The 12,795-nt window shown below is 60.7% G+C and carries 12 protein-coding genes and 1 tRNA gene; 11 read left to right on the top strand and 2 right to left on the bottom strand.

The window, feature by feature from the left end; translation table 11 throughout:
* Positions 1 to 26: 26 nt before the first annotated feature.
* The 11 genes from C934_RS0112085 to C934_RS36435 all read left to right on the top strand — a co-directional run bounded on the left by C934_RS0112085 (position 27) and on the right by C934_RS36435 (position 11,814).
* Complete coding sequence (locus C934_RS0112085) at positions 27 to 1,772, top strand: ABC transporter permease (protein WP_018856978.1); 1,746 nt, start codon at positions 27 to 29, stop codon at positions 1,770 to 1,772.
* A gap of 34 nt (positions 1,773 to 1,806) precedes the next feature.
* A complete protein-coding gene (locus C934_RS31915; protein ID WP_018856977.1) occupies positions 1,807 to 2,868 on the top strand; it encodes an ABC transporter substrate-binding protein in 1,062 nt (353 codons plus the stop codon).
* A 38-nt stretch (positions 2,869 to 2,906) separates the two neighbouring features.
* Positions 2,907 to 3,962 carry an ABC transporter substrate-binding protein gene (locus tag C934_RS0112075; protein ID WP_156828751.1) on the top strand — a complete coding sequence of 352 codons (1,056 nt, stop codon included), beginning with the start codon at positions 2,907 to 2,909 and terminating at the stop codon, positions 3,960 to 3,962.
* 96 nt (positions 3,963 to 4,058) lie between these two features.
* Positions 4,059 to 5,165 (top strand): ABC transporter ATP-binding protein, encoded by a 1,107-nt coding sequence (locus C934_RS0112070; protein ID WP_018856975.1) that lies wholly within the window; start codon positions 4,059 to 4,061, stop codon positions 5,163 to 5,165.
* A gap of 42 nt (positions 5,166 to 5,207) precedes the next feature.
* On the top strand, positions 5,208 to 6,197 hold the full coding sequence (locus C934_RS0112065; RefSeq protein WP_018856974.1) for an ABC transporter substrate-binding protein: 990 nt from the start codon (positions 5,208 to 5,210) through the stop codon (positions 6,195 to 6,197).
* 7 nt (positions 6,198 to 6,204) lie between these two features.
* Positions 6,205 to 6,912 (top strand): class II aldolase/adducin family protein, encoded by a 708-nt coding sequence (locus C934_RS0112060; protein WP_018856973.1) that lies wholly within the window; start codon positions 6,205 to 6,207, stop codon positions 6,910 to 6,912.
* Between the two features lie 189 nt (positions 6,913 to 7,101).
* Positions 7,102 to 8,043, top strand: coding sequence for a LysR family transcriptional regulator (locus tag C934_RS0112055; RefSeq protein WP_018856972.1), 942 nt, complete (start codon positions 7,102 to 7,104; stop codon positions 8,041 to 8,043).
* A gap of 448 nt (positions 8,044 to 8,491) precedes the next feature.
* Positions 8,492 to 10,471 carry an ABC transporter ATP-binding protein/permease gene (locus C934_RS0112050; RefSeq protein WP_018856971.1) on the top strand — a complete coding sequence of 660 codons (1,980 nt, stop codon included), beginning with the start codon at positions 8,492 to 8,494 and terminating at the stop codon, positions 10,469 to 10,471.
* A 323-nt stretch (positions 10,472 to 10,794) separates the two neighbouring features.
* On the top strand, positions 10,795 to 11,001 hold the full coding sequence (locus C934_RS0112045; protein ID WP_018856970.1) for a CsbD family protein: 207 nt from the start codon (positions 10,795 to 10,797) through the stop codon (positions 10,999 to 11,001).
* Positions 11,002 to 11,311: 310 nt separating this feature from the next.
* Entirely contained in the window at positions 11,312 to 11,614 is a 303-nt protein-coding gene (locus C934_RS36440; RefSeq protein ID WP_026371761.1) for an amino acid permease, read from the top strand.
* Positions 11,578 to 11,814: a hypothetical protein gene (locus C934_RS36435; RefSeq protein ID WP_442965922.1), complete on the top strand. Its 237-nt coding sequence runs from the start codon at positions 11,578 to 11,580 to the stop codon at positions 11,812 to 11,814. Before C934_RS36440 ends, C934_RS36435 begins: the two co-directional genes overlap by 37 nt.
* Positions 11,815 to 12,279: 465 nt before the next feature.
* On the opposite strand, the gene C934_RS0112030 is transcribed toward C934_RS36435, so the two are convergent.
* Both C934_RS0112030 and C934_RS0112025 read right to left on the bottom strand, forming a co-directional pair.
* A tRNA-Leu gene (locus C934_RS0112030) sits at positions 12,280 to 12,364 on the bottom strand.
* Positions 12,365 to 12,417: 53 nt separating this feature from the next.
* Positions 12,418 to 12,777 (bottom strand): antibiotic resistance protein VanZ, encoded by a 360-nt coding sequence (locus C934_RS0112025; protein WP_018856969.1) that lies wholly within the window; start codon positions 12,775 to 12,777, stop codon positions 12,418 to 12,420.
* Positions 12,778 to 12,795 lie beyond the last annotated feature (18 nt).

The raw sequence follows: 12,795 nt of genomic DNA, 5'->3' as shown, positions 1-12,795 counted from the left end.
GGAAAGACGTCGGTTGGGAGGCCTTCATGTCATTGCAGGAAAGTACTTACGCCAAGATGGCGCAAAACCATGGACCCCTTGCGAGGATCAACGCGAAATGGCTGGTCATCGCGGCCGTGATCCTCGCCGTCGCGTGGCTCGCCCTCGTGCCGCTCGTCTTTCTGATCTGGCAGAGCTTCATGACCCCGGCGGCAGGCGATGTGCCTGCCGTCTTCACCCTCGATAATTACACAAAGGCCTTCAGCGACAGCCGCATCCTGCCGCTGTTCCGCAATTCGGTGATTTTCGCGACCGGCACAGCCTGTCTGTCGCTGACGATCGGCACGCTCTTCGCGTGGCTGAACGAGCGAACGAACACACCCTTCAAGATGCTCTTCTATGCGGCTTCGATCGTGCCGCTCGTCATCCCGTCGATCCTCTTCACCGTCTCCTGGATCATGATGGCGAGCCCGCAGATCGGCCTCTTCAATCTTGTCCTGAAAAATACCTTCGGCATCGCCGGACCTGTCTTCAACATTTACTCGATGGGCGGGATGATCTGGGTCGAGGGCCTGCACTATTCGCCGGTCGCCTTCCTGCTGATGTCGGCGGCCTTCCGCGCCATGGACCCGTCGCTCGAGGAATCGGCGCTGATGTCCGGTGCTTCGATCTGGCAGATCCTCTTCCGGATCACGCTGAGGCTTGTCTGGCCGGCGCTGGTCGCAGCCTTCTTCATCATGTTCACGCGCTCGATCGAATCTTTCGAGGTCCCTGCGCTGCTCGGCACGCCTGTCGGCATCGAGGTCTTCACGTCGTCGATCTATGACGCGATCCGCGAATATCCGAGCAATGTCGGCCTCGCTTCGGCCTATGCGATCCTTCTTCTGGTGATTGCCTCCTTCGGCATTTATTTCCAGTCGCGACTGTCGACCAAGGGCAGCAAATATTCGACCGTCACCGGAAAGGGTTTTCGCCCGCGGCCGTTCGATCTTGGCCCGTGGCGCGTTCCTGCCGCCGTCCTGATCGTCGTCTACATGGTGCTGGTGATTATCCTGCCGTTCCTGGTGCTTCTCTGGTCGTCCCTGAACAAATATTACAGCGTGCCCTCCTGGAGCGCGATGCACCGGCTTTCCTTGAATGCCTATGTGACCGTCATCAACTATCCGGCCGTCGGCCAGGCGGTCTGGAACAGTGCGATCCTTGCCTTCAGCGCGGCGACCGGCCTGATGCTGTTGACAGCCGTGATCTCATGGATCGTCATTCGCACCAAGCTGCCGGGCCGCTGGCTGCTCGACAACCTTGCCTCGCTGCCGATGGTCTTCCCCGGTCTCGTGCTCGGCCTGTCGATCATGATTTTCTATCTTTATCTGGATATCGGCGTGTACGGCACGACCTGGATCATCCTGATCGCCTATCTCACCCGCTTCATGCCCTACGGCATCCGCTACAACACAACGTCGATGCTGCAGATCCACAAGGATCTTGAGGAATCCGCCGCCATGAGCGGTGCCTCCTGGGGCCAGAGCTTCTGGCGCATCGTCTTACCGCTCCTGAAGCCAGGCCTGGTGGCGGGCTGGATCTACATCGTAGTCGTCTCGATCCGTGAACTGTCGAGCTCGGTCCTTCTCTACAGCCCCGGCTCTGAGGTGGTCTCGGTGGTGATCTGGGAGCTCTGGCAGAATGGCCAGTATGTCGAACTCTCGGCCTTCGGCGTGATGATGATCCTGGTGTTGTTCACGATCGTCATGCTGGCCCAGTGGGTCGGCAAACGCTTCGGCGTCAAGGAGGCTTGAGGAGAAGCCTCGAGGATTGGCATGGGAGGACAAAATGCCTGAATTCATGAAGAATGTGCAGCGGCTCTTGCGCTGTGGGATGCTATTGGGAACCATTGCTGCGGCCGCCTTGGCCACTGGGGCCCACGCCCAGTCCAGCATCGACCAGATCGCCGGCTATACCGGCGCCGATCGGATGGACAAGCTGGTCGCCGCCGCAAAGCAGGAGGGCGCTCTAACGCTCTACACCGTCACCCCCGTCGAGGATGTGACCGTCATTACCAAGGCATTCGAAGCCAAGTACGGCATACCGGTGACCTTGTGGCGTGGCAGTTCCGAAGACGTCCTGCGGCGTGCCGTCGGCGAGTTGAAGGCCGGACGTCATGATGTTGATGTTATCGAGACGAACGGACCGGAACTCGAGGCGCTTCATCGTGAAAAGCTACTGCAACCGATCCAGTCGCCGCTCTTTGCGGACATCTTTCGGGATGCCGTCCCGCCTCATCACGAGTGGATCGGCAGCCGGCTGAACATCATCACCGCGGCCTACAACACGAATGCAGTCAGCGAAGCGGACCTTCCGAAGACATGGGAGGAACTGCTTGATCCGAAATGGGCCGGCAAGCTCGGCGTCGAGGCCGTTGCCTATGACTGGCTCGCGACGGCCGCCGGAACCTTTCCGTCCAAAGAAAAGGGGATGGAATTCTTCCGCAAGCTATCGCAGACCGATCATCCGGGGCTCTACAACGGCCATCCCCTGCTGACCAATCTCGTTGTTTCCAGCGAGGTGCCGCTCGGCCTGACGGTCTATCTCTACAAGGTCGCGCAAATGGAAAAGGACGGTGCTCCGATCAAGCGGTTCATGATCGGCCCGGCTATTGCCCGCATCAATGGCCTTGGCGTGGCGCGGACAGCGCCCCATCCAAATGCCGCGATCCTGTATCAGGATTTCACCCTCACTGAAGGACAGAAGATCCTGGCGGAGAGACAGTTTACGCCGACCAATATCAAGATCGCGCCGCTGCCTGAAGGCATGCAGGTCAAGGTGATCAATCCGGATGCCGCCCTTGATAACCTGGGCGATTGGCGCGGCGAATTCGAAAAGACGTTCAAGTAATTCCATCGGCGATCAAACCGAATACTCGGGAGGAGAAAATGTTGCGATCGTTTAAAATGACTTCGGCCATCCGCTTGCTTGGCGGAATGGCGCTGCTGGGAGCCGTTGCCACAGGCTCTGCTTATGCGCAGTCGAGCCTTGCTGACCTCGCCAATTACAACGGCCCCGACCGCTTGGAGAAGCTAGCGGAGGCGGCCAAGGCGGAAGGCGAGCTGACGCTCTATACGGCAACGCCGGTCGAGGACGTCGCCGCCATCACCGATGCCTTCACCGCCAAATACGGTATCAAGGTCACCACCTGGCGTGGCAGCTCGGAGGACGTGCTGCGCCGTGCCGTCACCGAGATCAAGGCCGGTCGCTATGATGCCGACATCATCGAGACGAACGGGCCGGAACTCGAGGCCCTGCATCGCGAGAAGGTTTTCGAGCCGGTCAATTCGGCCACCATGGCCGATATCTTCCCGCAGGCCGTCCCTGCCCACAAGGAGTGGGTCGGCAGCCGCCTGAACATCATCACTGCCTCCTACAACACGCAGCTCGTTTCCGACGCCGACGTGCCGAAGAGCTGGGATGATCTGCTCGATCCCAAGTGGTCCGGCAAGATCGGTCTCGAAGCCGAAGCCTATGACTGGCTGGCGACGATCGACCAGAGCTTCCCGAGCGAGCAGCAGGGTCTAGACTTCTTCCAGAAGCTGGCCAAGACCAACGGCATTTCGCTCCGCAAGGGTCATACGCTGCTGACCAACCTTGTCGTCTCCGGCGAAGTGCCGGTGTCGCTGACGAACTACCTCTACAAGGTCGACCAGATGAACAAGGACGGCGCGCCGATCCAGAAGCTGCAGCTCGGTCCCTCCGTCGCCCGCGTCAACGGCCTCGGTGTTGCCAAGACGGCGACGCATCCCGCCGCCGCGCTGCTCTTCCAGGAATTCACGCTGACCGACGGCCAGAAGATTCTCGCCGATCGCGGCTTCACGCCCGCGAATGTTAAGCTGGTGCCGCTGCCGGAAGGCCTGAACGTCCAGGTCGTCGATGGGCCGAAGATGCTGGATCAGCTTGCCAAGTGGCGCGATACCTTCAATGCGACTGTAAAATGAACGGGCAGGGCGCCCCTCGTCCGAACGTGGGGGCGCCAGCCTGATAGAAATTATCGGATCGATGATCCGACCGGCAGGGAATGTGAGGAGAATACCATGCTGAGTGTGCAGGGTCTGAGCACGGAATATGCGGATGGCAAGGGCAAGGTCGTCAAGGCCGCCCAGGACGTGTCCTTCGAGGTGCCGCAGGGCAAGCTCTTTACGCTGCTCGGTCCCTCGGGCTGCGGCAAGACCACGACCCTGCGTTCGATCGCGGGCCTCGAACGTCCCGTCAAGGGAGCGATCACCGTCGATGGCAAGCCGGTCTTCGCCGCCGGCAAGGGCATCTTCGTGGCGCCCAACCATCGCAATTTCGGCATGGTCTTCCAGAGCTACGCCATCTGGCCGCATATGAGCGTCTTCGAGAACGCCGCCTTCCCATTGCACGTCGGCAAGACGAAATTCTCCAAGAAGCAGATCGAGGAGAAAGTCGAACGCGTGCTGAAAGCCGTCGCTCTTGGCGACTACGCCGGCCGCGAAGCGACCAGGCTTTCGGGCGGTCAGCAGCAGCGCCTGGCGCTCGCCCGCGCCCTGATCATGGAGCCGCGCCTGCTGCTTCTCGACGAGCCGCTGTCGAACCTCGACGCCAAGCTGCGCGAGATGATGCGCTTCGAGCTGAAGCGGCTGCAGCGCGAGCTCAACCTGACGACGCTCTATGTCACCCACGATCAGCAGGAGGCCCTGGCGCTGTCGCACCAGATCGCTGTGATGAATGCCGGTCAGGTCGTCCAGCTCGGCACGCCGCGCGAAATCTACGAGGCGCCCGCCGCCCGCTTCGTCGCCGACTTCATCGGCTCCAGCAACTTCCTCGAAGGCAAGGTGCTCGGCCGCGGTCAGGAGAGCGGCAGCTGGGCCGTCGAGACGCCGGCCGGCAAGATCGACGTCAGCGCCGAAGAGGCGCTTGACCTCAAGGACAATCTGACGGTCGCCGTGCGCCCGGAGAACATCCACCTCGTCGAGCCGGGCAACGGCGAGAGCCTTTCCGGCAATGTCCTCGACGGCATCGTCGACAGCAAGGTCTTCCTCGGCGAATGCGTAGACTACATCGTCAATGTCGGCAAGGCGAAGCTTCTGGCGCGCGTCCATCCGAGCGTCAGGACGCCGATCGGCGGGCGGATCCTCGTCAATATCAAGCCCGCGAAAGTCAACGTTATCCTGCGCTGAATGCCAGCGCCTGTTTCCAGTGCCATATCCCAGGACAATGCCATGAGCCGCAAGCAGCTTTCTATCGCCACGACCGACTATGACCATTTCCGCGATCTGCGGCTCGGGACCGTGGTGCCCGAAGGGATCGACCTCACCTGGTCAATGCTCAGCCATCACGAGATCTTTGCCCGCTTCACCTTCAATCGCGAATGGGACGTCAGCGAGCTTTCCTTCGCCAAGTTCATGGCGCAGGTGAGCCGCCCCGACAGCGACATCATCGGCCTGCCGGTCATCTGTTCGCGGCTCTTCCGTTTCAGCTCGTTCTACGTCAACAAGGCGAGCAACATCAAAAGCGTGGCCGACCTCAAGGGCAAGCGCGTCGGCTCGCCGGAATGGGCTCATTCGGCGGCCGTCTACATGCGCGGCTGGATGCATAACGAAGGCGGCGTCAAGCTGCAGGACGTCCACTGGTATCAGGCCGGCGCCAATGCGCCGGGCCGCGAGGAGAAGGTCGATCTTGCCTTGCCGGAAGGCGTGACGCTGACGCGCGTCGCCGACAAGTCGCTGTCGGAGATGCTGGCCTCCGGCGAGATCGACTGTGCCATCATCGCCCGCCCGCCGACCTGCTTCCTCGAAGAGGACCCGCGCGTCGAACGCCTCTTCCCGAACTTCCTGGAGATCGAGGAGGATTATTACCAGGAGAGTGGCGTCTGGCCGATCATGCACATCATCGCCATGAAGAAGCATCTTCTCGACGAAAGCCCCTGGATCGCCCGCAATCTCTACAACGCCTTCGAGGAATCCAAGCGCCGCAGCCTGGAGCGGCTCTTCGATCCGGCGGTTTCGCGCTATCCGCTCGCCTGGCTGCCGACCTATGCGCGGCGCATGCGCGACATCTTCGGCAGCGATCCCTTCCCCTTCGGCATCGAGAAGAACCGCAAGACCTTCGAGCAGATGCTGCTCTACACCCACCAGCAGGGCATCGCGAGCCGCCTGATGACGCCGGACGAGATCTTCCCGGCGGGCATCATGACCAAGGTTGTCGTGTGAGGCTGCCATGAGCGAACTTGCCAGCGATCTCGCCGAACTCGTCACCGCCAATCACATCCTCGCCCGCGAGGACGTGCTCGATGCCTTCGGCCATGTCAGCCTTCGCTCGCCGCAGGCCGACGGCGAATACTTCATCTCCCGCTCGCGCAGCCCCGAGCTGGTCGTGGTCGAGGATCTGCAGCGCTACGATCTCGACTCGAAGCTTCTCGGCGACGACGAGCGACGTGGCTATATCGAACGCGTCATCCATGGCGGCATCTACAAGGCGCGGCCGGACGTCAAGGCTGTCGCGCATTTCCACTCGCCGGCGATTATGCCCTTCTGTGTCGCCGATATCGCCTGGAAACCAGTGACACATCTCGGCGCGACGATCGGTACCGGCGTCGCTCTCTGGGACAGCCAGGCGGAATTCGGCGATACCGACATGCTGGTTTCCACCGCCGATCAGGCAGCATCGCTTGCCCGGGCGCTCGCAAACAGCAATGCCGTCTTCCTGCGCGGTCACGGCGCAGTCGTCGTCGGCGGTTCGTTGCGCGAGCTCGTCATGCGCACGATCCAGCTCTGCCGCAACGGTGATGTGCTGCTGCGATCGCTGCCCTTCGGCGGCGTGACGCCGCTGACGGCGGGTGAAATCGCGCTTTCCGGCGCGAAGAACCTCGAACCGCCGGTGCTCGCCCGCGCCTGGGATTACTGGGCGACGAGGGCCGGACACTGAAGCCACGCGATCTGCGGCTGGCGATTTAGTGATTTGCAAGCCGCGGCTTTCCTGCCAGACTGAAAGCTTGCCGCCGGAATCGCGCCCGGATACCGGGGGATGGCGACCTTCACGGAACGTGGAAGACCAGAGCCCGAGACCGGAAGCGTCTTGCGGTTGTCAGCCCATGGCCGTGGAGGAGATGGCCCCTTGCGAATTCGCCAAATCGAATCCTTTGTCAGCGTCTGCGAAATCGGCAGCATCACGCAGGCCGCCGCCGCGCTGAACATCGTACAGCCGGCGCTCGGCGCACAGATCAACGCACTGGAGCAGGAGCTCGGCGTGCAGTTGCTGGAGCGCGGCCCGCGCGGCACGACGACGACGCCGGCTGGCCAGTATTTCCTCGAAGAGGCCAAGGAAATCCTCGATCGACTGGCCACCGTCCGCCGTACGATCAAGCAGTTCGACCCGGCGCAGGAAGAACACATCTCGATCGGTCTCACCTCCAGCCTCTCGGCGCTGCTCGCCGGTCCGCTGGCACAGGAGTTCGGCCGTCAGAACTGGTCCGCCAAGGTCCAGATCGTCGAGGAGATGAGCCACCTGCTCGGCGAGCGCGTCGCCCGCGGCGATCTCGATTTCGCACTCGCTTTCAATGTCGAGCCGCGCAAGGGTATCAAGCAAACGGCCGTCCTCCGGGAATCCGTCTTCTTCATCACTGGCCGAAAGTCCGAGTTCGGTCAGGAGGGACCGATCAACCTGATCGAGCTTGCCAAAGCGACCTTTGTCATCCCGACCGAGAAGGGCCAAATCATCAATCTCTTGAGACATGCGATGGAATTCTTCCACCTGCCGCTGAAGGTTGCCTACCAGATCGAATCCATGGATGCGATCAAGGGTCTGATCCTCGAAGGCAACGCCTGCGCCGTGCTGCCCTATGGCACCGTGGCGCGCGAAGTGGAAGCGGGCACGCTGATCGCCCGGCGCATAGTCAATCCGCCGCTCGTGCGCACGCTCTATCTGATCCAGCCCTCTGGCCGGCCAAAGCCCGCACATGCCGGCTCGGCGCTGCACATCATCCAGGGTTTCATCAGCCATCTAGCCAAGAACGAGGCCTTCGAGATCGTTGAGCAGGAAGTAGCGCCAGCTGTGTAAGCTATCTTGCGTGCATAACACGAAATGGTGGCTGATTTCGCCCTATGCGAGCTGGGGCTCACCGAATGCGCGGAGACGATCACGCGCTTGCCACGAGGCGGTCAACGCGAGAAAGAGAGCCCTGCTGTCGCGGTCGCAGGGCAGGCGCGCGTGTATATAAGAAACTCTCGGTCGCGGACTTTGTTCCCATTGTCCTGTCCCCCAAAAGCCCGCCAGCACACGCGGGGAACTTGGAAGTTGAAAGTTGCGAAACGAGAGGCAGGAAGAAAATCGCTGTTCCTCCAGGTCAAGCGAGCGACCTCTCTATTGGTTCCCTCACCGAGATCCACCACCGTCGCCGGCCTTCATCCCGACACGCAAGCGCTCGCGGCGGGCAGCACCTTCAGCTTCTTCCCGGCTCGAGATTGGCATCATGAAACCTTTTGATTTTTAAGCCGTTGTCGCGCTTATGTCAGACGCTGAATTAGATCAGAAATCGGTCGACGGCTCCGAGCAGCACAGTGCCGAGAGATCGCGCCAAGAGAAGGCATCGACTGACGAGGGCGCGCTGCCCCCAGAAGTCGTCGAACCCGACCCAGAGCTGACGCCCGAGGAGGCCGAGCGGGCGCGCAAGAGATATTTGCTGACGCGCTTCTGGATCAGCGCGCGCGGTTACTGGGGCCGCGGCGGGGAATGGCTCGCGTGGCCGTGCTCAATTGGGCTGCTCGCCTTAATCGTCACCAATGTCGGCTTCCAGTATGGAATCAATATCTGGAATCGCGCAATCTTTGACGCAATTGAGCAACGCAATGCCCATACCGTATATTTCCTCAGCGCCGTGTTCCTGCCCCTCGCGCTCGGAAGCGTCGCTCTTGTCGTTACACAAGTCTTTCTCCGCATGCTGATCCAGCGCCGCTGGCGTTCCTGGCTAACGACCGCGCTCATCGGGCGCTGGCTCGCCAACGGCCGTTACTATCAGTTGAATCTCATCGGCGGTGACCACAAGAACCCGGAAGCCCGCATTTCCGAGGATTTGCGGATTGCGACCGAGTCACCCGTCGACTTCATCGCTGGTGTCATTTCCGCATTTCTGTCGGCCTCGACCTTCATCGTGGTGCTCTGGACGATCGGCGGGGCCTTGACCCTGACAATTGCAGGTTCGACCGTGACTGTTCCTGGTTTCCTTGTCATTACCGCCGTTTTCTATGCGGCTATCACGTCCAGCTCGATGGCCGTCATCGGCCGCCATTTCGTCCACGTTTCCGAGGTCAAGAATCAGGCGGAAGCCGAATTTCGCTACACGCTGACGCACGTGCGGGAAAATGGCGAAAGTATTGCCTTGCTGGGCGGCGAGGAGGAGGAACGTAGCGACCTCGACAAGACGTTTACCCATGTTCTTCGCCAGTGGGCGCTCCTTTCACGCCAACACATGCGCACAACGCTCGTGTCCCAGGGGTCGAGCCTGCTTGCGCCAGTCGTACCCCTTCTCCTTTGCGCACCAAAGTATCTCGAAGGCAGCATGACGCTTGGACAGGTGATGCAGGCTGCCTCTGCCTTCGCCATCGTTCAGAGCGCGTTTGGATGGCTGGTCGACAACTATCCGCGTCTTGCCGATTGGCACGCCTGCGCTCGGCGCGTCGCTTCGCTGATGATGTCGCTCGACGGCCTGGAGCGCGCCGAACAGAGTGATGCCTTGGGGCGCATCCAGCACGGTGAAACTGAAGGCGATGCGATGCTTAGCCTCAATGATCTCTCGGTGTCGCTTGACGACGGTACCGCCGTCGTCAAGGAGACCCAGGTCACGGTCGAACCAGGCGAGCGGGTCCTCGTGGCCGGAGAGTCCGGTTCGGGCAAGAGCACGCTGGTGCGGGCCATCGCAGGCCTTTGGCCGTGGGGTGACGGCAGCGTCAACTTTCATGGCGACAGACGACTGTTCATGTTGCCGCAGCGGCCTTACATCCCCTCCGGGACGCTTCGCCGGGCGGTTGCCTATCCCGGCGCCGCCGATAGCTGGCCGCTCGATAAGATCAAAGCGGCTCTCGACAAGGTGGGACTCGACTATCTGAACGACAGGATCGAGGAAGAGGCGCCATGGGACCAGACGCTGTCGGGTGGTGAAAAACAGAGGCTCGCGTTTGCGCGCCTCCTGCTACACAGTCCGGATACGATCGTGCTGGATGAGGCAACGTCGGCACTCGATGAGAAAAGCCAGGACAAGATGATGGAGATGATCATCCATGAATTGCCGCAGATCACGATCATAAGCGTAGCGCATCGAGCTGAGCTGGAAGCCTTCCACAGTCGCAAAATTACATTGGAACGGCGGGAGGGCGGCGCAAAGCTTGTCAGTGATATTGATCTTCTCCAGCGCAAGAGAAAGCGGAATTTGCTTTCGCGCCTTGTCGAAAACCGGCACTCCCGGCCGAAAGGCAGTACGACGCCCGGATAGCAAGGGCAGGGATCATTCCAAGATAAGCTCGCTGAGCGGGAACTCGCGTCTGTGACCCGATATGACAAGGATGCCTTGTGGCACCAGTTCAACTTGACGGCATCCCGAAACCTCATTTTGCCGACATGGCCGTTGAGTGCGGCGTGGTGGAGCGGCCAGGTTATCTTCGGTGCAACAAGTTGGCCGAAGCCGTAGATCGCTCAACGCGCAGGCCAACGGCCCGCCCATGCCTGCACTGATCCTTACCGGTTGCCGCATCGACGCTTCGGGAACACTTGGCGGTGAAGCCCGTTACTTCCTCATCCACAATAGGAGGAAATACAATGGATTGGAATCGCGTCGAAGGAAACTGGAAGCAGATGAAAGGCAAGGTCAAGGAGCAGTGGGGCAAGCTTACGAATGACGACCTTGATCAGATCGCCGGTAAGCGCGAACAACTGGAGGGCAAGATCCAGGAGCGCTACGGCATCGAACGCGACCGAGTTCGCCGCGACATCGATGAGTGGTACGGAAACCAGACCTGGCACTAGATTTTAGCGGGCCCCGGGCTTCCGGGCCTTTTCTTTCTGAACTCTCCAGTCTTTGCCAACGCCTCGACCGTTTTCGCCTCGTTTGGCGAGCGCGAGTTGCCGACGGCAATCGACGGTGAAGCCCGGCCATGCCGACCAAGGGCCCAGCCCGATGCGATGACCGTCCGAGAGGGGCTAGGCTGTACCGGACTTCAACGATCTCCGTTATCCGAATTCTGCATACAGCGTCGGCGCGTCTACTCGCGCTACGCCCGCAATCGGTCGGATGTCGGCGTCGCCACGGTGTTCGGCTTCCTCGGCGTGCCTGCTCGTGTTGGTCACGATCCTGTCCTACGGCGTGCTGTTGCGCCCTGATCTCGCCCCCCTTCGCAATCCTTCGATGGCGGGCGTGCTGCAGGCCGTGGTTGGCCGGTGGGGCGACGTCTTCGTCAGCATCGGCCTGCTGATTTCGGTCGCTGGGGCATATCTCACGTGGGTGCTCCTCGCAGCTGCAATCCTCTATTCCGCCTCGAACTACGACACCATGCCGCGCTTTCTTTCCCACGAAAACAAGAACGGCGTTCCTTCGATGGCCCTGTGGCTTACCAAGTCGTCCAGATCTTTCTCGTGTTGACGCTGTTTGCAGAATACGCTTTCCATCTGGCGCTTGAGTTGACGAGCTCGATGATCCTGGTCCCCTATATCCTGGTCGCGGCCTACGGGCTCCACCTGGCCCTGACCGGTGAAACTTACGATCGCGACCCTGAGGGACACACGGGCGATCTTCTGCGGGCATCCATCGCCGTGCTGACGACTGCCACGGCGCTGATCTAGGCTTTCACTGGCTACCGCGATGCAAAAAGCGGATCACAACGTCGTGCCGTTGCCCGGACGAGCACCCAAAGGCTGTGCCTGTCCAGCAGGCCGCACCTGGACTCGCCAAGGACACCGGCGCGTCGCCAGCATGTTGTCTACGGCGTGTGTACATTCAGGATTTACCGGCGTCCGGAATGACAATGGTTGTATTCCTCATTCAGGAAGCTCAGGCCGTGCTCAAAGGTGGCGCATCAACGGATGACCTATGTTAAAAGGTGAGATAGGACATCCGGGAACAGTTCTCACGTTTCGTCCGGAGGACCAATGGACGCTGCTATACTCATGACCGTAGATCATTGTTATCAATCGATCGCCGGGCGCCTGCCGGTTTAATCCACACCCTCAGGCCATGTGCAGCGCCCTACATAAAGTTCGTCCACTCCGGGCGGATTTCTGGATGTATTTGACATAGCGATTTCGATTTGGTGCGAGCGACGGGGATCGAACCCGTATACCTTGCGGTGAGGGATTTTAAGTCCCTTGCGTCTACCAGTTTCGCCACGCTCGCGCAGGCATCTCCTTCAACGACTGAGGCGATTCAGTCAAGAGCGACGCGGCTCCTCATGTTTGCGCGGGACGCGCTGCAATACGGACCCGATTCAAAAGGCAACCGGCAAACACGCCGGCGGATGCGCCGACAATCTTGACCGCGGCGTCGTGGAAGCGCGCATGGCGCGTCGGCGACAGGTATTGCAGATACTCGACTGCCAAGGCGCCGGCGGCCAGGAGAAGCGCGACCGCGATCCAATGCCGCGGATAGGCGAGCGCGAACATGAAGCCGGCCAACGAATAAGCCAGAGCGCGGTCGAGATTGACTGACGTGACCGTATGCGGGCGCAACCCGATCGGCGACAGGGTGACGAAAATAATGGCCGCGAAAAGCAGCCAGGCAATCGGTCTTGCAAATTTGCTTGAGATCATCCGGGCGATGTAGCCGCA

The sequence above is a fragment of the Rhizobium sp. 42MFCr.1 genome, assembly GCF_000377185.1.
Lineage (GTDB): Bacteria > Pseudomonadota > Alphaproteobacteria > Rhizobiales > Rhizobiaceae > Rhizobium > Rhizobium altiplani.
Note: the sequence above shows the minus strand (reverse complement) of the source record. Positions and strands in the feature narration are given on the sequence as shown.